General features: G+C 60.9%; 20 protein-coding genes. 9 read left to right on the forward strand and 11 right to left on the reverse strand.

The window, feature by feature from the left end:
* Window positions 1-54: 54 nt before the first annotated feature.
* On the reverse strand, window positions 55-2253 hold the full coding sequence (locus tag H7H48_RS13630) for an esterase-like activity of phytase family protein (protein ID WP_229449603.1): 2199 nt from the start codon (window positions 2251-2253) through the stop codon (window positions 55-57).
* Window positions 2254-2481: 228 nt separating this feature from the next.
* Here H7H48_RS13630 and H7H48_RS13635 point away from each other — a divergent pair, with 228 nt between their 5' ends.
* On the forward strand, window positions 2482-3195 hold the full coding sequence (locus tag H7H48_RS13635; RefSeq protein ID WP_229449604.1) for a DUF1013 domain-containing protein: 714 nt from the start codon (window positions 2482-2484) through the stop codon (window positions 3193-3195).
* Window positions 3196-3240: 45 nt separating this feature from the next.
* Here the strand turns inward: H7H48_RS13635 and H7H48_RS13640 are convergent, their stop codons facing one another.
* The 5 genes from H7H48_RS13640 to H7H48_RS13660 all read right to left on the reverse strand — a co-directional run bounded on the left by H7H48_RS13640 (window position 3241) and on the right by H7H48_RS13660 (window position 7434).
* Window positions 3241-3951, reverse strand: coding sequence for a YafY family protein (locus H7H48_RS13640; protein ID WP_229449605.1), 711 nt, complete (start codon window positions 3949-3951; stop codon window positions 3241-3243).
* A 12-nt stretch (window positions 3952-3963) separates the two neighbouring features.
* Complete coding sequence (locus H7H48_RS13645) at window positions 3964-4338, reverse strand: VOC family protein (RefSeq protein WP_229449606.1); 375 nt, start codon at window positions 4336-4338, stop codon at window positions 3964-3966.
* Window positions 4339-4440: 102 nt separating this feature from the next.
* Window positions 4441-4602 carry a hypothetical protein gene (locus H7H48_RS13650; protein ID WP_229449607.1) on the reverse strand — a complete coding sequence of 54 codons (162 nt, stop codon included), beginning with the start codon at window positions 4600-4602 and terminating at the stop codon, window positions 4441-4443.
* Between the two features lie 60 nt (window positions 4603-4662).
* A complete protein-coding gene (locus H7H48_RS13655) occupies window positions 4663-5457 on the reverse strand; it encodes an SDR family NAD(P)-dependent oxidoreductase (RefSeq protein WP_229449608.1) in 795 nt (264 codons plus the stop codon).
* A 75-nt stretch (window positions 5458-5532) separates the two neighbouring features.
* A complete protein-coding gene (locus H7H48_RS13660; protein ID WP_229449609.1) occupies window positions 5533-7434 on the reverse strand; it encodes a propionyl-CoA synthetase in 1902 nt (633 codons plus the stop codon).
* 149 nt (window positions 7435-7583) lie between these two features.
* Here H7H48_RS13660 and H7H48_RS13665 point away from each other — a divergent pair, with 149 nt between their 5' ends.
* Window positions 7584-7745 carry a hypothetical protein gene (locus H7H48_RS13665; RefSeq protein WP_223021996.1) on the forward strand — a complete coding sequence of 54 codons (162 nt, stop codon included), beginning with the start codon at window positions 7584-7586 and terminating at the stop codon, window positions 7743-7745.
* Between the two features lie 82 nt (window positions 7746-7827).
* On the opposite strand, the gene H7H48_RS13670 is transcribed toward H7H48_RS13665, so the two are convergent.
* From H7H48_RS13670 to tkt, 5 genes are all read right to left on the reverse strand, one after another.
* Window positions 7828-8850, reverse strand: coding sequence for a class I fructose-bisphosphate aldolase (locus H7H48_RS13670; protein WP_229449610.1), 1023 nt, complete (start codon window positions 8848-8850; stop codon window positions 7828-7830).
* A gap of 109 nt (window positions 8851-8959) precedes the next feature.
* A complete protein-coding gene (pgk, locus tag H7H48_RS13675; protein WP_229449611.1) occupies window positions 8960-10162 on the reverse strand; it encodes a phosphoglycerate kinase in 1203 nt (400 codons plus the stop codon).
* A 165-nt stretch (window positions 10163-10327) separates the two neighbouring features.
* Entirely contained in the window at window positions 10328-12118 is a 1791-nt protein-coding gene (locus tag H7H48_RS13680; RefSeq protein ID WP_229449612.1) for a potassium/proton antiporter, read from the reverse strand.
* A 139-nt stretch (window positions 12119-12257) separates the two neighbouring features.
* A complete protein-coding gene (gene gap / locus H7H48_RS13685) occupies window positions 12258-13265 on the reverse strand; it encodes a type I glyceraldehyde-3-phosphate dehydrogenase (RefSeq protein ID WP_229449613.1) in 1008 nt (335 codons plus the stop codon).
* Between the two features lie 136 nt (window positions 13266-13401).
* The gene (tkt, locus tag H7H48_RS13690) at window positions 13402-15396 is read right to left on the reverse strand and encodes a transketolase (protein ID WP_229449614.1); all 1995 of its coding nucleotides are present in this window, start codon (window positions 15394-15396) and stop codon (window positions 13402-13404) included.
* 444 nt (window positions 15397-15840) lie between these two features.
* Here tkt and H7H48_RS13695 point away from each other — a divergent pair, with 444 nt between their 5' ends.
* The 7 genes from H7H48_RS13695 (at window position 15841) to H7H48_RS13725 (ending at window position 20383) form a co-directional block, all read left to right on the forward strand.
* Window positions 15841-16113, forward strand: coding sequence for a DUF4164 domain-containing protein (locus H7H48_RS13695; RefSeq protein WP_229449615.1), 273 nt, complete (start codon window positions 15841-15843; stop codon window positions 16111-16113).
* A gap of 8 nt (window positions 16114-16121) precedes the next feature.
* Window positions 16122-16484, forward strand: coding sequence for a cell division protein ZapA (locus H7H48_RS13700; protein WP_229449616.1), 363 nt, complete (start codon window positions 16122-16124; stop codon window positions 16482-16484).
* Between the two features lie 50 nt (window positions 16485-16534).
* On the forward strand, window positions 16535-17104 hold the full coding sequence (rimM, locus tag H7H48_RS13705; RefSeq protein WP_229449617.1) for a ribosome maturation factor RimM: 570 nt from the start codon (window positions 16535-16537) through the stop codon (window positions 17102-17104).
* Window positions 17101-17799, forward strand: a complete 699-nt coding sequence (gene trmD, locus H7H48_RS13710) for a tRNA (guanosine(37)-N1)-methyltransferase TrmD (protein WP_229449618.1) — start codon at window positions 17101-17103, stop codon at window positions 17797-17799. Before rimM ends, trmD begins: the two co-directional genes overlap by 4 nt.
* Window positions 17800-17995: 196 nt before the next feature.
* Window positions 17996-18520, forward strand: a complete 525-nt coding sequence (rplS, locus tag H7H48_RS13715) for a 50S ribosomal protein L19 (RefSeq protein ID WP_065817109.1) — start codon at window positions 17996-17998, stop codon at window positions 18518-18520.
* 172 nt (window positions 18521-18692) lie between these two features.
* Window positions 18693-19499 (forward strand): transporter substrate-binding domain-containing protein, encoded by an 807-nt coding sequence (locus H7H48_RS13720; protein WP_229449619.1) that lies wholly within the window; start codon window positions 18693-18695, stop codon window positions 19497-19499.
* 62 nt (window positions 19500-19561) lie between these two features.
* Complete coding sequence (locus H7H48_RS13725; RefSeq protein WP_229449620.1) at window positions 19562-20383, forward strand: amino acid ABC transporter permease; 822 nt, start codon at window positions 19562-19564, stop codon at window positions 20381-20383.
* Window positions 20384-20392 lie beyond the last annotated feature (9 nt).

Below are 20392 nucleotides of genomic sequence, written 5' to 3' on the forward strand. Positions count from 1 at the left end.
AAAGGAAGCTCCGGCGCTGGCGCCGGAGCTTCCCCGCCTTGGGAGGAGGCGGTGTCAGTTGGTGGCGTCGAGTTTGCCGAGATTGACGAAGATCGTCTCGCCGGAGGAATCGTCCACACCATCATTGTCGGTCACGAAATAGGCTGTGCCTTCAACGTCGATAGCGAAACCCTCGATTTTATCCACGACATAGCCATTGGTGGCGGCTTTCATGTCGGGCACGAGGTCACGCACCAGCGTTTTTTTGACCAGGGGCAAGTCTCCGTCGAGCGCTGCCGGCTGAAATCCATCAAGGGAGACGCTGTAGAGCTTCTTGATCTTCGCAGAAGTGCCGATCTGGTTGTCACGCTCGACGATGTAGAGTTTTCCATCGTGAGCGGTGATCTCGGAGAGGCCGACCCATCCCTTCTCGGCTGCGTCAAGCGGATACCGCACGGCAGCCCATTCGCCGGAAGCAGGCTTGTAGCTTACCAGCTTCACCTGTCCCGCAGGATCGTCGCCCCATTCGCGTTGCATGGCGATGACCAGCATCTGGTCGTCGCCTTCACCGACCACCGTCACCCCTTCCATCCCGAAGCGCTTTTCGACTGCCAGAAGCTCGGCAGGAAGTGCAATCTCCTCCTGGATCTCGCCGGCTGCATCGACACGGAAAAGCGCATGCGGCGTCAGACGGTCGGTGCGGCCTTCCGAAGCGAGCCAGAAGCCGCCCTTACCGTCGTTGGCAATGCCCTCCAGGTCGAGCTTCTGGGCGGCCATGCCGCCACGCGTGACGATGGTCTTGGCGGTGATGCGGGCCGGCATCTCAGACGCATCGATTGTGAAGATGGCCGGCTGGGTGCTGTAGAAGGAATCGGACACGGCGTAGAGCCTACCCGGCTTTTCACCATCTGCCACGAGACCGGACAGAGCGCCCCAGCCAAACGGGATGCCATTGTCGTCACGCGCCGATTCGATGTTCGGATAGACAGGCTTTCCTTCGGTCAGTTCGTAGACCATCACGTGAGAGCGGGCGCCGCCGTCCTCAACAAGATCGGCCTCATTTGCCGTAACGAGCAGGTTACGTTCGGGTATGGCGACGAGGCCTTCAGGGCCGATGCCGGAGGGCAGGACCTGGACGAATTCGGGTTCGGAGCCGGTGTCGCGGTACACTGCCACAAGTGAAGCACGCTCCAGCGCCACGAAAATATATCGCTGATCGCCAAATGTCGCGACCTCCAGTCCTTCCGGCTCCGTGCCCTTGGCGTCGGAGCGCTTGTCGGGATAGTGGCCGACAGCGGCGGCGCGCAATTCGAGATCGTTTCCGCTGTCGAACAAGACCTCGCCTGATTTGCTGAAAATGGTGAAGCTGCGCGATCCGCCTTGATAATCGCCTTCATTGGCAGTGACGAAGCGGTCATCGTCCAGCCATTTCACAGCGTCCGGTTCGCGTTTCACCGCCTCCGCTGCCTGATTGAAATCGATTGAGCCATTGTCCAGCGTGTCGATGTTCTCCAGGCTGATCTGGCCAGCGGAGAAGTGGCTCGTCACGTCGCCGCTTTCAGCCGAAACCACGATGATGTGGTTGTTCTCCTGGAGTGTCACAACGATGTCGCCTGCGTCGTTGAAATCCACGAACTCGGGCTCAGGGTCCTGCGGTGCGATCTCGGCGAGGCCGGTCAGGGCCACGGATTTCATGCTGCCACATTCCGGCGTGCCGTCGCTGAGATTGAAGACCTTCAGGTCCCCGGCGGGCATTTGCGGGATCGCACCGTCGTTCAGGTCTTCATCCCGCTCGTTCTCGATAGCGACGGCAAGGAAGCGGCCGTCATTGCTGATGGCCACGGAATCCGGCTGGCCACCCAGGTCGCAAGATTTCTGAGCGGTTTTCGTTGTCAGGTCGATCACGACGAGATTGCCCGATGGGCTGGTGAAGCTCTCAGAGGTGTTCACAGCCGCGATGGCTTTTTGGCCTGCCACACCCACTGAGGTCGGCTCACCCTCCAGCTTGAGCACGCCGCCTGCCTTCGGGGCCTTGGCGTCGCTGATATCCACGAAACCCACGCCACCCAGCGGACTGTCAGAGTAGATCAACATCTTTCCGTCAGCGCTGCGCGCGATGATCTCCGATGAGGTCTCGGTGGTCACGTCTGTCTCTGCCGGCAGGTTCTCTGCCACCGGAAACGTTGCGATACGGTTGAATGCCATGTCCGCATACGCAGGAAAAACGGCTGCTGTGCTTGCCAGCAGGCCCAGAACAATTGCTTGGCGTCCCATGTCTGAAAACTCCCTCAAGACCCATAGGAGCGGCACAATCGAGAGGGTTGATTTCAGCCCGATGACACAACGATGACGGTTCGGTGACACTCCCCAATTGAGGGATCGCGCATTTTGTTGCGTCTGCCGGGTGTTTCAGTTTATAACGCGGACGATATTTCCCAACATCGGTGGTTATGACCACCGCCCGCGCCAGGGACGCGGGCGAAGGAAGAGGATTCTTGAAACATGGCCAACACGCTTCTCATGCCCAAGGCCACCGCCGTTTGGCTGGTCGACAATACGGCGCTGACCTTTGATCAGATCGCCGAATTCTGCAAACTGCATCCTCTCGAAGTGGGTGCCATCGCGGATGGTGACGCTGCGCAGGGCATTAAGGGTATGGACCCGGTGATGACCGGACAGCTCACCCGCGAGGAGATCGCTCTCGGGGAGGAAAATCCGAACCACAAACTGCGCCTTTCGGAGCCGAAGGTTCGGGTGCCGGAGGCCAAGCGGAAGGGGCCGCGTTACACGCCGCTCTCCAAGCGTCAGGATCGCCCGAACGCCATTCTGTGGCTGGTGCGCAATCATCCTGAACTCAAGGATGCGCAAATTTCGCGTCTCGTGGGCACCACGAAATCCACCATTGAGGCTATCCGCGAGCGTACTCACTGGAACTCTGCGAACCTTGTTCCCATGGATCCGGTAACGCTTGGGCTTTGCTCGCAGATCGATCTGGATCTGGAAGTGCAGCGCGCGGCAAAATACCTCCCGCCGCAGGAGAGCACTGGTGAAACCCTGCTCCCGGCTTCGGAGACCGAAGATCTGCCGCTCGGTGAGCAGGCCGTCTCCGATACGTCTTCCGATGAGCAGGAACTGGACGCAGATGCCGTCTTCGCCAAATTGTCGTCGCTGAAGTCGAACGATACAGACGAAGAAGACGAGGACGAGCGGTCCTGAACCGACGATAGAGACGCTCCCCTGCCCGGTCAGGGGAGCGGCGTCTCAGCTCGCACAAGCCCTGCCCATCATGGCTTCGTGCATCTCCATCCGCCTGTAGAAATCCGCAAGCTGCTTGCCGCGCTCAGGGCGGAATGTTCGTCCGGCGAGGGTCATGGTGGCGATCCGGTCGATGCGGAATGTGCGGAAATCTCCGCGTAATTCACACCACGCTACCAGTGTCCACACCTTCCCCCAGAACCAAAGGCCGAGCGGACGAACGTCGCGCCTGGAGGTGCGCCCGGCTTCGTCGCGGTAATCGATGGAAAGCACGTCCCGCGTTTCAACGGAGCGTTCCAGCGTGTCGATGGCCTCGCGCTCGATATCGCTGACGACCCAGCGGGGTGTGTGGATTTCGGTGCGTGCAATGCGGTCGCGCTCCGGCTCTGGTAGGACGGTTCCTATCTTCACCAGTGCCTCTTCCGCCGCACGGGCCATGGCGGCGCCGCCAAAGGCGCGGACCATGCGCGCGCCAGCCACCAGTGCCACGATCTCGTCACGCGTGAACATGAGCGGTGGAAGTTCGAACCCCTCCCGCATCAGATAGCCGACGCCAGCCTCGCCGTCGATTGGCACGCCGGTGGATTGAAGATCGGCAATATCGCGATAGATCGTCCGCTCGGAAACCTCGAGGCGTTCGCTCAAAAGACGCGCCGTAACCAGGCGCCCGCCCCGCAAATGCTGGACGATTTGGAAAAGTCGGTCAGCACGGCGCATGCGTCATTCTCCTCACGCAAAAATTCCGAAGCTGTTTCCGTCGGGGTCGAGACAATACACGAAACGGCCGGCAGGGATAGTGATTATGGGTGATACCAGTCTGCCACCATTTGTTGTGACACGCTCCATCGCGTCTTCCAGTGGTGCAGGGACGGCCAGATGGATTGTAGGACCGGTTCCTTCCGGGGCTGGCTTGCCAGGGTAAATGTGTCCGGCGACGGAATCCTGCGGGTCGCTTGTGTCAAAAATCGCAAAAGGATTGGGACCATCCTCGCGCAGAACCAGCTCGTTCTGGACAACGGCGGCATAAAAAGACCGCGCCCGATCGAGATCGGTAACAGGTATCTCCGCCCAGACCACTGCGTTCAGGGGCAACGTATCGGACATGTTTCACAACCCTCCATTGTCTCAAGGCCACAATGACACAGCCCTCCTGACAACATTCCGTCAGGAGGGCTGCAAAGCTGCTGCCTGAGATCATTGGAGGGCTTATCGCCGGTATCGACTGGTCGGATCCCAGTCGATGTCGCGTTGCACTGTTATGGGCAGGTCGTTCAGCATCCGTCTGGTCAACCGACGCCGCCGGCGATCACGGGTTTGATCGGCCCAGCGGCGGACAGCACGGATGAAGCTTCCGGGGAAGTCTGGCATGGCGAAAATCTCCTGATTCTGGCAGGAGTATTATCGCTCTGCGGTGGTGACAGCGTTTTGTCAGGAGATTTCCGGCTTGACCTCGACCGTATAGTTCAACGGCAGCCGGCCGCCGTCGGCATAGATGGTCTGGCCGGTCACATAGCTGGAGTCATCGTCGGCCAGAAAGGTTGCTATCGATGCGATTTCGCCCGGTTCGCCAACACGCCCGAGCGGGGTGCGGGACAGCATACGGTTGCGTGCGGCCTGATCGCTGTTCACGCTGGCCAGCATGTCAGTTCCGATCGAGCCCGGTCCTATGGCGTTGACGCGGATGCCATAGGGCGCCAGTGCTAGTGCCATGACGCGGGTAAGCTGACTGACGCCGCCTTTGGATACCGTGTAGGCGATCTGCTCCGGTATGGCGAGAATGGCGTTGACTGACGACATGTTGATGATTGTGCCCGCTGCACCGCCCCCTTCGACCTTTTCCACCATATAGCGAGCGACCGCTTGCCCGGTGAGGAAGGTGCCTTTGAGATTGGTGTCGAGAACCCGGTTGAAATCCTCTTCCTTCAAATCCAGGAAATCCGCCGCGTGTACGATGCCGGCATTGTTGACGAGAATGTCCACGTCGCCAAAGGCATCGATCGTTTCAGCCAACAGGTTGTGGACATCGAGCCTCTTGCTCACATCTGCTTTCACGAAACGCGCATCGCCCAGCTTTTCGAGATCGGAAAGAGCCTGTTTGCCCTTCTCACTGTCCAGATCGGCGATCATGACCTTGACGCCATGGCGGAGAAAACGCTCTGCGATAGCATAGCCTATGCCGCCCGCGCCGCCTGTTACGATTGCCGTCTTGCCGTCCAGTGCCATAGTGAATCCCCGTGCCGAACACGGCTGGACCCTGCGACGAGGGGGGCCGAAGGTCAAGTGCCCGACAACGCTCAATCAGGAATCCGACTTGCCCAGCGCTTCGCTGATTTCGTCCAGTATGGAAGGGTCATCAATGGTGGCAGGCATTGTCCATTCCCGGTGATCGGCGATCTTCTGCATGGTGGCGCGCAGGATCTTGCCCGACCGCGTCTTGGGCAGCCGCTTCACTGACACCACTTTCTTGAAGGCTGCCACAGGTCCGATCCGCTCGCGCACCATGGCGATCAGTTCCTGCTCCACGGAGCCCATATCGGTCTGTGCCTTTCCGTGCAGCACCACGAAGCCGCAGGGCACCTGTCCCTTGAGCGGATCGGCAATGCCGATCACCGCACACTCGGCGACAGCCGGATGTTCGGCCACCACCTCCTCCATGCCGCCGGTGGAAAGCCGATGGCCCGCCACATTGATGATGTCGTCCGTGCGCGCCATGATGAAGAGATAGCCATCCTCGTCCAGCATGCCGGCATCTGCCGTCTTGTAGTAGCCGGGGAACTCGGAGAGATAGGCGTCGCGAAAACGCTTGTCGTCGTTCCATAATGTCGGTAGCCCGCCTGGCGGTAGGGGCAGTTTCACCACCACATTGCCCAGCGTACCCGCCGGCACTGGATCGCCTGCATCGTCCAGAACCTGAACATCGTATCCCGGCATTGGTACGCCGGGCGAGCCATATTTAACCGGGAGCATCCCAAGTCCGACGGGGTCCTGGCTGATCGGTGCTCCGGTTTCCGTCTGCCACCAATGGTCGATCACCGGAACGCCCAGCGTCTTCTCCGCCCATTTCACCGTGTCGGGATCGGCCCGTTCGCCCGCCAGGAACAGTGAGCGAAAGCCGGTGAGGTCGTGTGGGGCCAGCAATTCCGCGTCAGGGTCGGCCGTGCGGATCGCGCGAAACGCGGTCGGCGCGGTGAAGAGAGCGGCCACATTGTGCTCCGCGATCACCCGCCAGAACACCCCGGCGTCGGGCGTACCGACCGGCTTTCCTTCGAAAAGCACCGTGGTGCAGCCGTGAAGCAACGGCGCATAGACGATGTAGGAATGGCCCACCACCCAGCCCACATCCGAGGCCGCCCAGAATGTCTCGCCGGGTTCTATGCCGAACTCGTTGAACATCGACCATTTCAGCCGCACCATGTGGCCGCCATTGTCGCGCACCACGCCCTTTGGTCGTCCCGTCGTGCCCGACGTGTAGAGGATATAGAGCGGGTCGGTCGCGAGCACCGGTTCGCAGTCCACCGCGCGGCCTGCCGAGCGCGCTGCGCCCACAAGCGCCGCGTAATCATGGTCGCGGCCTTCCGCCAGGTCGCAGCGCTGTTCCTCCCGCTGCAGGATCAGGCAAGCCTCCGGCTTCGCGGCACAGAGGCGGATCGCCTCGTCAAGCAGCGGCTTGTAGGCCACCACGCGGCCGGGCTCCAGCCCACAGGAGGCCGATATGATTGCCTTTGGCGCCGCGTCGTCGATGCGTGCGGCCAGTTCGCGGGCGGCGAATCCGCCGAACACCACCGAATGCACCGCGCCGATGCGCGCGCAGGCCAGCATGGCGAACACCGCCTCCGGCACCATGGGCATGTAGATGACCACACGGTCGCCCTTGCCGACACCGAAATCCTTAAGCACGGACGCCAGCGCCGAAACCTCGTCTTTCAGCTCGCCATAGGTGAAGCTTTTCTTCCGGCCGCTGATGGGGCTGTCGTGGATGAGGGCGGGCTGATCCTTTCGCCCGCCCTCGACATGCCGGTCCACCGCATTGAAACACGTGTTGCAGGTCGCGCCGGGAAACCAGCGTCCATAGACACCCGCCTTTGCGTCGAACACCTTTTCCCAGGGACTGAACCAGTCAATCTCGGCAGCGGCTTTCGCCCAGAATCCTTCGGGATCCTGCTGCCAGCCCGAATAGACCTCGTGATAGCGCGACGTCATCCCGCCTCCTCCCTGCGGTTTGAGCCTCTTTCCAAAGAGGTTAGCGGATCGGGAGGCTGCGCGTAAATCAGACTTGCGGCGAAGGCGTGCTTTTGACAGGCGCCCGCTGGATAGGCACAACAGGGTCTGACTTCGCGAATCGGGCCTTCATGACCAAGATCCTGCTTCTTCTCATTCTGGCGATGATGGTGGTGCACATCATCAAGCCGCTTGGCCTTCCAGGCCTGAGGCGTCGCGCCGATTTCTGGAAGCTGGCCCTGATCGCGCTGGCTGCCGTCTCGCTCACCATCCTTCTGCGTGGAGGAGAGTAGAGCTTCTCGCTCGCTGCAAAGAAAATGGCCCGCCAAGTTTCGTTGACGGGCCGCGATATGCGTTCTCTATGTGCCTGACTGATCAGGCAGCCTCGAGGTCCTGCTTCCACTGGCCGGTGGCGGCGAGACTGTTCATCTTCGCGCGATGTGCGAAGGCTTTCTGCGCTGCTGCCACGTTTTCCTTCTTGCCGGCCCAGGTCTTGAGCGCGGCAGCCTGCAGCGCGCGACCGTAAGAGAAGGTCAGCGCCCACGGCATGTCGAAGCCGGCATTCATGAGCGAGAGATGCGCCGTCGCTTCCTCGTCCGACTGGCCGCCGGAAAGGAAGGCGATGCCGGGCACCGCGGCCGGAACGGTCGACTTCAGGCAGCGCACGGTCTTCTCCGCCACTTCCTCACGGCTCGCCTTGCGGGCGTTCTTGCCGTCGATCACCATGTTCGGCTTCAAGACCATGCCCTCAAGCGAAACTCGCGCATCGTAGAGCTCGGCAAAGACGGTCTTCAGAACCCACTCGGTCACCTCGTAGCAGCGGTCGATGGAATGATCGCCCGGCTTGCCGTCCATCAGCACTTCCGGCTCCACGATCGGCACAATGCCGGCTTCCTGACAAAGCGCCGCATAGCGGGCGAGGGCTTGCGCGTTCTGCTTCACGGCGCCCCAGCTCGGCAGGTCGTTCGAAATCGAGATCACACCGCGCCATTTGGCAAACCGCGCGCCAAGGCCGTGATATTCCGCAAGACGGTCGCGCAGGCCGTCGAGACCTTCAGTGATGGTCTCGCCGTCAAAACCGGCCAGCGGCTTCGCGCCGCCATCGACCTTGATTCCCGGAACAGCGCCGGAGGCCTTGATGACGTCCACCAGCGGCGTGCCGTCGGCGGCCTTCTGGCGGATCGTTTCGTCGTAGAGGATAACGCCGGAGATGCAGTCCTTCATCGCCGCCTCGGCGCGGAACATCATCTCGCGGTAGTCGCGGCGGTTCTCTTCCGTCGATTCCAGGCCGATCGTGTCAAAGCGCTTCTTGATGGTGCCGGAGCTTTCATCCGCCGCCAGAATCCCCTGACCGGGGGTCACCATGGCGGATGCAATATCCTCAAGCCGTTCGCTCATTTCAGGTCTCCTGTCTGTTCATGACCGGGCGATAGCAGATGCCGATGACAAACGGAATGCGCCCTCAAGACCCCTAATCGATTGAAATGACAGACTATTCACATTTTGCTTAACGGGACTTCGAAAGTGCCTCCACACCGGGCAATTTCTTGCCTTCCATCCATTCCAGAAACGCGCCGCCTGCAGTGGACACGTAGGAGAATTCTTCGGCCACGCCGGCATGGTTCAGCGCGGCCACCGTGTCGCCGCCTCCGGCCACCGAAACGAGCAACCCTTCCGAGGTGCGGTGTGCCGCGTGTTTTGCCGCAGCAACGGTCGCCGCGTCGAATGGTTCGATCTCGAAGGCGCCCAGCGGGCCGTTCCACACCACCGTGTCGGCGCGGTCGAGCCATTCGTTCACCTTCTCGATGCTCTTGGGGCCCACATCGAGAATCATGGCGTCTGACGGGACACTTTCGATCGCGACCGTTTCGTTGTCCGCACCCGCCTTGAACTCGCGCGCGACCACGCCATCCACGGGGAGGACAAGCGCGCATCCCGATTCTGCCGCTTCGATCATGATCTGCTTTGCCGTTTGCGCCAGGTCGTGTTCGCACAAAGATTTGCCCACTTCCGTGCCGCGCGCGGCGAGGAACGTGTTGGCCATGCCGCCGCCGATCACCAGTGCGTCGACCTTCTTCACAAGGTTCATGAGGAGATCGATCTTGGTGGAAACCTTCGCTCCGCCGACAATCGCCAGCACTGGCCTTGCGGGATCGCCCAACCCCTTTTCCAGGGCTTCCAGTTCTGCCTGCATCGTGCGGCCTGCGTAGGCAGGAAGGAGATGTGCGATGCCCTCAGTGGAGGCGTGGGCACGGTGTGCAGCGGAAAATGCATCGTTCACATAGATGTCGCCGTTTTCGGCCAGCGCCTTTGCAAAATCCGGATCGTTCTTCTCTTCGCCTTCATGGAAGCGCGTGTTTTCGAGAAGCAGAATGTCTCCTCCTGCCATCTCGTTGATGGCGTCTTCAGCAGCATTGCCGATGCAGTCCCTGGCGAAATGGACCCGATGGTCGAGCACGCTTTCCACCGCATAGGCGATGGGCTCCAGTGAGGCTGCCGGATCAGGCTTGCCCTTTGGCCGGCCGAAATGCGCCATCAGGATCACCTTCGCGCCCTTGCCGGACAGCTCCTGAAGGGTCGGCGCAATGCGCTCAATGCGGGTTGTGTCGCTCACCTTGCCCTCTTTTACGGGCACGTTCAGGTCAACCCGCACGAGTACACGCTTGCCTGCGATATCGTTGAGATCGTCGAGGGTCTTGAAATCGGGCATGGCGCGTTGAAGTCTCCTGTAAGGGGTTGCTCGGGGTGGAGAAACCGTACGCCCGGAACCGCAGGTTGAAGGATGATGTGAATTCGTCGGGGACCATACAACGCCTTGCGGTTGGTGCAAGATGGAGGATGGGGATTCTAAGCCGACATCGACTATGGTTTCTGGCTATGGTTTCTGGAAAATGCGCCGCACGAGGTCGCGGGGGCTGAGCAGGAGCGGCAATCGGGTTTCCGGCGTCTGAGGTTCGACGGAAAGTCCCACCGAGCTGATCCGCCCGTTTTCGTCCACATCGCGCACGATCAGTTCGATCTCGCCCAGCGTCGTCCGGTCGCCATATTCGGCGCGACCGCCCAGCCGTTCGCGTATCAGCTCGGCAATGGTTTTCTTCTGGTCTTCTTCGCTCAGACCGGTCGCATAAGCCGCCTCAATATCGGATGCCGGCCGCTCCGGGTCGACGGCAAAAGCGCCAAAAAACTCGGCGTCCTCGGGATCCATCTCCACGGGGCTGGCAAACAGCCGGTCGAGGAGACGGGGATAGCGATCAGGCACGAAGATATAAACGTGATCGCCGGCGGCAAGACGCCCGGCATATTGATAGGTCATGGAGCGCCCGTCGCGCACCACGAGGGAAGGTTTCGCCCAGCGTGGAATCCGTTGGCCACGTTCCACGGGGCTTCCCGCCACCACACGATAGGCAAGAAGCTCGTGGCGGGCCGAGCCTGGCAGTTCCAGCTCTACCTTGTTCAGTGGGCCCATCCGCGGTGGCAGTGTCAGCCCCAGCCGGCGCGCCAGCGGTCCCACCGTCCAGCCTTGCACGATGAGCGAAACCAGCACGATGATAAAGACGATGTTGAACAGGGGCCTGCCATTGGGCAACTCGTCGATCAGCGGAGTGATCGCGAGCAGGATCGAGACCGCTCCGCGCAGGCCCACCCATGATATGAAGGCGCTTTCCGCCGGGGAAAACCGGAACGGCATCAGGCAGAGGGTCACCGCGATTGGTCGCGCGATGAAAATCAGGAAAAGGCCGATGAAGAGCGCAGGCAGCACGATCTCGGCAAATTGCGAAGGTGTTGCGAAGAGACCGAGCACGAGAAACATGATGATCTGTGCGAGCCAGGTCACGCCGTCCTGAAAGCGTTTGAGCATGGCAGTCGAGCGGAGCTTGGCATTACCCGCAATCAGCCCGGCCACATACACGGCAAGAAAGCCCGAGCCGCCGACGGCACCAGCCAGCGCGAAGACGAGCAGGGACAGAGCCAGAACGAAGATCGGCAGCAGCCCCTGCTCGAGCCGGAGCCGGACGACCAGTCGCACGATGCTCCAGCCACCGAGAAGGCCGGCGATGAGGCCGATGCCCATTTGCTGCAAAAAACCGAGCGCCACGTCGGCCGCAAGTTCTCCCGCCTTGATGGCCTCGCCACCGGCGATGAGGCCGACGAGGGAAAGCGTGAGAAAAATTGCAATCGGATCGTTCGATCCGGATTCGACTTCCAGAGTGGAGCGCACGCGCTCGCGCACGGAGATGTTCCCCACTCGAAGCAGGAAAAATACAGCCGCTGCGTCTGTGGAGGCCACGGTGGCGCCGAGCAGCAGGGATTCAAGCCAGCCGAAGCCGGTCACGTAGTAGGCTGCAACACCCACCAGGCCTGCCGTTAGCAGAACACCGATTGTTGCGAGAATGATTGCCGGCGCCGCAGCTTGGCGAAACGCAGCTATGGGCGTGCCGAAGCCTGAATCGAACAGGATCACTGCCAGCGCCAGCGAGCCGATGAAATACGCTATGGCTGCATTGTCGAAATCGAGTCCCAGACCGTCCGTTCCTGCAGCCAGTCCGATACCGAGGAAGATGAGAAGCAGCGGGGCGCCGAAACGGAAGGCGATCAGGCTGGAAAACGCAGCGAACAGCACGAGGGTCGTGCCCACCAGCGTTATAACGTAAATGCCCTGATCCATTCGCTTCTCTTCATCCCGCCTGCCGCAAGTTGCTGTTCTTTTTTCATAAAAGGTGCGGCGGAAGTGAGATGCAAGAGCCGGGCCAAAAGAAAAACGCCCGGCGCGGTGGCCGGGCGTTCTGAATGGCTTGAAAACCGTATCAGATGGTCTTGCCGAAGGCCACGGCCGTGTCGGCCATGCGGTTCGAGAAGCCCCATTCATTGTCATACCAGGACATGACGCGAACCAGATCGCCTTCGATCACCTTGGTCTGGTCGAGCGCGAAGGTGGAGGAGGCAGGGTTGTGGTTCAGGTCGATGGAGACGAGCGGTTCATTGGTGTAGGCGAGGATGCCCTTCAGGCCGCCATCGGCGGCAGCGACGAGCGCCTGGTTGACCTCTTCTACAGTGACCTTCTTCTTCGGAACGAACTTGAAGTCGATGACCGAAACATTGGGGGTTGGAACGCGGATGGAAACGCCGTCCAGCTTGCCGTTAAGCTCCGGCAGAACAAGGCCGACAGCCTTGGCGGCGCCCGTCGAGGTCGGGATCATGGACATCGCAGCGGCGCGGGCGCGATAGAGATCCTTGTGCATCGTGTCGAGCGTGGGCTGGTCGCCCGTATAGGCGTGAACCGTGGTCATGAAGCCCTTTTCGATGCCGAAGGCGTCGTTCAGAACCTTGGCCACCGGCGCCAGGCAGTTGGTGGTGCAGGAGGCATTGGAGACCACGCGGTGCTCGCTGGAGAGCTTGTCGTGGTTGACGCCATAGACAACCGTCAGGTCGGCGCCGGAAGCCGGAGCCGAAACCAGCACGCGCTTTGCCCCGGCATCGAGATGCAGCGATGCCTTTTCCTTGGCGGTGAAGATGCCCGTACATTCCATCACGATGTCGACACCCAGCTCACCCCAGGGCAGCTTGGACGGGTCGCGCTCTGCGAACACCTTGAAGGAATCGGAGCCGATGTTGATCGTGTCGCCGTCGACCTTCACCTCGGAGGGGAAGCGGCCATGCACGCTGTCATAGCGCAGGAGGTGGGCGTTGGTCTCGACGGGGCCGAGATCGTTGATCGCGACGATGTCGATATCCTTGCGGCCCGATTCATAGATCGCGCGTACGACATTGCGGCCGATGCGGCCAAATCCGTTGATGGCAACTTTGACGGTCATGAACTTCCTCCGGAGAGTGGGTGGCCGTGCGCAAGCACGGAAAGAGACGCCGTTTCATAGCGGCGTCAGCGTCAAGAATCCAGATGGCGGGGCGGCCATTCGTCCGCCCCAAACCAAAACAAGCCCGCTAGCGGCTTCAACCAAGCTCTGTCAGCCGCTTCTGGGCGGCATTTGCAGCAGCTTCGGCCGTGATGCCGAAATGCTTGTAGAGTTCCGGAGCGGGCGCACTGGCGCCGAACCCTGTCATACCGATGAAGATACCATCGGACCCGATAATTGCATCCCAGCCCTGTCGGATACCGGCTTCAATTGCCACCTTTACGGGGGCGTTGCCGATCACCGCTTTTCGGTAATCATCGCTTTGCTGTTCGAACAATTCAAAGCACGGCACGGAAACGACGCGGGCCGGGTGGCCGGCGGCATCGAGAAGGGCCTTGGCATTCATCGCCACTTCCACTTCCGAGCCGGTGGCGAAGAGCGTCACCTTGGCTTCGTCTTCGGAACCGGCAAGTTCATAGGCGCCGCGCGCGCAGAGATTGTCGGTTTCGTGGCTGGTGCGCACCGGCGCAAGATTCTGACGCGAGAGGGCGAGCGTGGAGGGTGCCTTACGGCTCTCTATCGCCACCTGCCAGCATTCTGCTGTCTCGATTGCATCCGCCGGGCGGAACACGAGGTGGTTCGGGATTGCGCGCAGCGCTGCCAGATGTTCCACCGGTTGGTGGGTCGGGCCGTCTTCGCCAAGACCGATGGAGTCATGCGTCATCACGAAGATGGAACGGATCTGCATCAGTGAGGCAAGACGCATTGCCGGGCGGGCATAGTCCGAGAAGGTCAGGAACGTGCCGCCATAGGGGATGATGCCGCCATGCAGCGTCATGCCGTTCATGGCTGCGGCCATGCCGTGTTCGCGGATGCCATAGTGGACATAGCGGCCGGAGAAGTCCTCGGCACTGATGGGGCCGGTCTGGCTGGTCTTGGTGTTGTTGGAACCCGTCAGATCCGCAGAGCCGCCGATGGTTTCGGGAAGAACGGCGTTGATGGCCTCAAGCGCCATTTCCGAAGCCTTGCGGCTCGCTACCTTTGGCGGTTCGGCTGCGAGCTTTTCCTTGTATTCGAGCATGGCCGCGGAGAAGGTCTCCGGCAGGTCGCCGCGCATGCGGCGCTCGAATTCGCCCCGCGTTTCCGCGTCGGCAGCTGCAAGACGATCTTCCCAGGCCTTGCGCTCCTTGGCCGAGTGCAGACCGGCAAGGCGCCAGTCGTCAAGAATGTCCGAAGGAACGACGAAAGGTTCGGCGTTCCAGCCAAGCGCCTTGCGCGCGCCGGCGATTTCTTCCGCGCCGAGCGGGGAACCGTGCACCTTTGCAGTGCCGGATTTGGTCGGTGCGCCAAAGCCGATGGTGGTGCGGCAGGCAATCAGGGTTGGTTTGTCCGCCTTTTTTGCGGCTTCGATGGCGCCGGCGATCGCATCCGGGTCATGGCCGTCGATGCGCATCGTGTTCCAGCCCGAAGCCTCGAAGCGCTCGCACTGATCGGTGGAGTCTGTCAGTGAGGTGGAGCCGTCGATGGAGATCTGGTTGTCGTCAAAAAGGACGATCAGCTTGTTGAGCTTCAGATGCCCGGCAAGCGTCAGCGCTTCCTGGCTGATGCCTTCCATCAGGCAGCCGTCGCCGGCCAGAACATAGGTGTAGTGGTCGACCAGATCGTCGCCGAAGCGCGCATTCAGAATGCGCTCGGCAATCGCCATGCCGACGGAGTTTGCGAGGCCCTGGCCCAGCGGTCCGGTCGTTGTCTCGATGCCAGCAGCATGGCCAAATTCCGGATGGCCGGCCGTGCGCGAGCCGAGTTGGCGGAAGTTCTTGATCTCGTCGATCGTGATATCTTCATAGCCCAACAGGTACAGCAGCGAATAAAGCAGCATCGAGCCATGGCCGGCGGACAGGACAAACCGGTCGCGGTCGGCCCAATCCGGGTTTTTGGGATCGTGCTTCATGAAGCGGGTGAAAAGCACCGTGGCAATGTCTGCTGCCCCCATCGGCAGGCCGGGGTGGCCCGAATTGGCCTTCTCCACCGCGTCCATCGAAAGGAAGCGGATCGCATTGGCCATCCGGTCGTGTTTGTCGCGTGAGATCATGATTGCTCGCTGGTCCGCTTTCGGCAGTTGTCGGGCAGACTGCACAGGCAGTCCCGGCCCTTTTGAAAAAGCAGGCGACACATAGCAGTTGCGGCCTTGAAGTCAACAAAGGGACGGTTTGCGGGCGTTTTGCTGCCCCTGGGGAAGGGGAATTTTGTATCAACCTTGTTACAGCATTTTGGGGGATTAGCCGTCGTGTTTTGTTGACGGAACCTTCACACGGCGCCTAATCTTTTCGGCGTAACTGGTTAGTAAGGCCAGCGATTCGCAGCCGAGGCTTCGTAAAAGCTGTCGTGCATTTGTCTGCCGGCACAGGTCCGGGTGCGTCACTGGGCGGATGAGAGTAAGCAAGATTGCCTGTGTCAAAACATTTGCGGAGACCGCATGCCTTGGCCGCATGGGTGGCTGGCTTGTCCCGGGAATGTTCGACGGGGGGTGGCGGCCATGAGTGGTGAAAGCACGCTCAAGGAGGCGATCGAGCGCCTGAGCAAGGCGCTGTCTTCGCTGGAGGATGCAGTCGATGCGCGCATGGAGCGGGATCGCGCCGTCGCCGATTCCGATGCCGAACTGCAGCGTATGAATGCGGACCGCGCGCGTCTCGCTCAGGAGATCGACAAATCCGAGGCACGCGCCAAGCGTCTCGAAGAGGTAAACCGCGAAGTCTCGCGGCGTTTGGTCACGGCCATGGAGACCATCCGTGCCGTGCTGGATCGGTAGGGCGGGCGATGGCACAGGTTACAGTCACGATCGACGGCAAGTCCTATCGCATGGCATGCGATGAGGGGCAGGAAGAGCACCTTGTCAATCTGGCGCAGCGCTTCGATCGATACATCACGCACCTGAAAGATTCCTTCGGTGAGATCGGAGACCACCGATTGGCAGTCATGGCCGGGATCATGGTGATGGACGAGCTTTCGGAGTTGCAGAAGCGGATGCGCACCATGGAGGGAGAGGTCGCGACGCTTCGCAAGACCCGTGACGAAGCGCTCAACCAGTCCGGCAAGAACGATGCGGCCGTGACCGGCGCGCTCAACGATCTCGCCACCCGCATGGAAAGTCTCGCTGGAAAGCTTGCCGGAAAGCCGTAAAACGGCGCATAAGCCTGTTTTCCCAAACGGCGTCATGGCAAATCAGGCAAATGAGCAAACAGAAGACAAGCGATAGCCGCATTCAGCTCGGTGTAGTCGGCGCCCCGCAGGGCTTGCGTGGAGAGGTGCGCGTCAAGGCGTTTACCGCCGACCCTCTGGCTATCGGAGATTATGGTCCGTTGAGCACGGCGGATGGTCGCACACTGACCGTTCTAAATGTGAGGCCGGCAAAGAACGTGGTCGTGGCGCGCTTTGCAGAGATTGGCGACCGCACCTCCGCCGAGGCGCTGAACGGAACGGCGCTGTATGTCGAGCGCGAAGCGTTGCCGGATGATCTTGAGGAAGAGGAATTTTATCACGCCGACCTGATCGGGCTCGCGGTTGTCGATGACGCCGGAGAGCAGGTCGGCAAGGTGCGAGCGATGCACAATTTCGGGGGCGGTGACATTCTCGAGGTTCTGCTGGCTGAAGGTGGCTCGGCGATGGTTCCATTCACCCGCGCGGCTGTGCCTCATGTCCGCCTTTCCAAGGGCGAGGTCGAGATCGACCGTGTCGCGGCTGGCCTGGTAGAGGATGAAGATCCCGAGATTATGCGCGAGGGCGAGGGAGAGAGCCTGTGAGTTTCCGCGCGACGATCCTCACGCTTTATCCGGAAATGTTTCCAGGCCCGCTTGATGTTTCGCTGGCGGGAAAGGCGCGTGAGGCGGGGAAGTGGTCCCTGGAGACGGTCCAGATCCGTGACTTCGCCACAACGAAACACCGCAATGTGGATGATACGCCTGCCGGTGGGGGCGCGGGTATGGTCATGCGGGCCGACGTGCTCGCCCGCGCGATCGACCATGCTGCCCCTGTTGATGACCCGCGTCCGCGCCTCTTGATGAGCCCGCGCGGGCGGCCGCTCGATCAGCAGCGTGTGCGTGAGCTGGCAGCCGGGCCAGGCGCGGTCATCCTTTGCGGGCGTTTCGAAGGTGTCGATCAGCGTGTGATCGAGGCGCGCGCTCTGGAAGAGGTTTCTGTAGGTGATTATGTGCTTTCCGGCGGTGAACCGGCGGCCCTTGTCCTGCTCGATGCGGCGATCCGGCTTCTGCCCGGCGTTATGGGCAATGACGCGTCGGGCGAGGAGGAAAGCTTCGAAGGCGGTCTTCTGGAACATCCGCAATTCACACGTCCGCAGCTTTTCGAGGAAAGACCCATCCCGGAAGTCCTGCTGTCCGGCAATCACGCGAAGATCGCCGAGTGGCGCCGTGGCGAGGCGGAGAGGTTGACGCGTGAGCGCCGCCCGGATCTCTGGGAACGTTACGAAAACCGCAATTGAGGCGTCTCTCATGTTGATTCTGACAGGAATGTCGTGTATGTGCGCCGCACGTAAACGGCCAAGGCCGGTTTGGATCTAACCAAAGAACACGTGAATTCGCTCCTGTTCCTCCTCGTGGAGGGCACTCTTCAGGCGGTCTTGAACTGCCATTGGGATGAGCGCTCTGACGGTTCGCGAAGAACAAGAGGACACAGAGATGGACATTATCCGTCAGCTCGAGGCCGAGCAGGCCGAGAAGATTGCTGCACAGCGTCAGCTTCCCGAATTCCAGCCCGGCGACACGGTTCGCGTTCTGGTGCGCATCACCGAAGGCACGCGCACCCGTGTGCAGGCCTATGAAGGCGTCTGCATCGCCCGTTCCGGTTCCGGCTTCCAGGAAAACTTCACCGTTCGCAAGATTTCCTACGGCGAAGGCGTCGAGCGCGTGTTCCCGGTCTACTCTCCGCTCGTCGAGGGCGTCGAGGTGGTCCGCCGTGGTAAGGTTCGCCGCGCGAAGCTCTACTACCTGCGTGATCGTCGCGGTAAGTCGGCCCGTATCACCGAGAACACCAGCGTGCGCGCACGCCGCCTGAACGACGCCGTGCGTCAGGCCGCGGCCGAAGAGAAGGCCCGCATCGAGGCGGAGAAGGTTGCCGCTGCTGAGGCGCTCGCGGCCGAAAAGGCTGCTGAAGAGGCTGCCAAGGCGCAGGAAGCTGCCGCCGCCGAGAACAACGCCGAATAGTCTCATTTGGCATTAAAATTCTTCGAAAGGCGCGCTTCGGTGCGCCTTTTTGCATTTGATGGCTCCGCTGCCGCAGTTTTGAAGCTGTCTTGGCTCTTTTACTCGAAAACGCTCTGCTTTAAGGAAAAGCAATCACCCGGCCGAGCATCGGCCCGCCACAGGGAGATTGATCATGACGTTGCGCACGTCCCTTCTGGCTGCGTCCTTCGCGGCTTCAGTTTTCACGGTTTCTGGTTTTTCCGCTCTTGCCGAGGATCTGCCGGACCTTCAGGGCCGCGAAGTCGTCGTGGTTACCGAAAATGCATATCCCCCACTGCAGTTCATTGATCCCAACTCCGGCGAGCAGGTCGGCTGGGAGTATGACGCCGTGAACGAGATCGCCAGGCGGCTCAACATCAACGTCACGTACCAGAACACGAGCTGGGACGCGATGATACAGTCGGTCTCCGACGGCCAGTACGACATGGGCATGACCGGCATCACCATCCGGGACGACCGGAAGGAGAAGGTGGATTTCTCCGATCCCTACATGCGCTCCGAAATGTACATGCTCGTGCGCAGCGACGAGACAAACTTCACCGATGCGAATAGCTTCGCTGCCTATGAGGATGGTTTGATGGGCGCACAGCCCGGTACTTCGCCTTTCTACACTGCGGTCTATGAGGTCCTCGACGGGGATGAGGCCAATCCGCGCATCAAGCTGTTCGAGACTTTCGGTGCTTCCGTGCAGGCGCTGCGTGCGGGCGATGTGGACGTGGTTTTGACCGACAGCACGGGTGGCCAGGGCTATGTGGACGCGTCGAATGGTGCGCTGAAACTTCTCGGCGAGCCGCTCGGCTCGGAAGATTTCGGCTTTATCTTCGCCAAGGGGTCCGATCTTGTCGCGCCTTTCAATGCGGCCATCGCTTCTATGAAGGCGGATGGCACGCTGGACGCGCTCAACAAGAAATGGTTCCTCGAATACAAGATGGGTGAATAGGGCGTGGCTGATCCGCTCTTTGCCGGGTGTTCCGGTTGCTCATCCCTGCGTGACTGAAGCCGATGGCGGTGTCCGGCTCCAGACCCGTCGCCAAGCGGGATTTTCCCTGGTGGCTCGTTGCCGCCGGGGCCATCGCTGCCGGCGTTGCCCTCCTTATCGCCACAAGCGATCTCTACACGCAGGTCTTCACGATCGTCTCAAGGGGCATCGGCATCACCGTCTTCGTTACGGTGGTGGGTTTCGCGCTTGCCACAGCGCTTGGGCTTGGCATCGCGCTGATGAGCCTTTCCGGGTCTCTCCTGCTTCGGCAGATTGCGCGATTCTATGTCGAGATCATTCGCGGCGTGCCGGTTCTTGTCCTTCTTTTCTGGATCGCGTTTGCCGGTGTGCCTCTCGTGGTCACCGGATGGAATGCGGTGACCGCCTCACTGCAGGAAGCCGGCCTTCTGGGGGAACTCAAGGTGCGGGACATCTCGCTCCTGTGGCGGGCGATCATCGCGCTTACCATCGGCTATTCCGCCTTCATCGCCGAAGTCTTCCGCGCCGGCATCCAGTCGGTCGACGAAGGTCAAGTGGAAGCAGCCAAGGCGCTCGGGCTTTCGCGCTTTCAGCGCTTCCGGCTTGTCATCCTTCCTCAGGCGATCCGCACCATCCTGCCGCCTCTTGGCAATGACTTCGTGGCCATGGTCAAGGACTCTTCGCTTGTCTCGGTGCTCGGCGTTGCCGACATCACCCAGATGGGCAAGATCTACGCCTCTGGCTCGTTCCGGTTTTTCGAGACCTATTCCATCGTTGCCTATATCTATCTCATTCTGACTGTTGGCCTCTCGCTGGCACTCCGTGCGCTGGAACAGCGCATGCGTCGGAGCCAGGCGCAGCCTTGAAACCGCCTG

It is taken from the genome of Nitratireductor sp. B36, assembly GCF_020833685.1.
Classification (GTDB): domain Bacteria; phylum Pseudomonadota; class Alphaproteobacteria; order Rhizobiales; family Rhizobiaceae; genus Nitratireductor.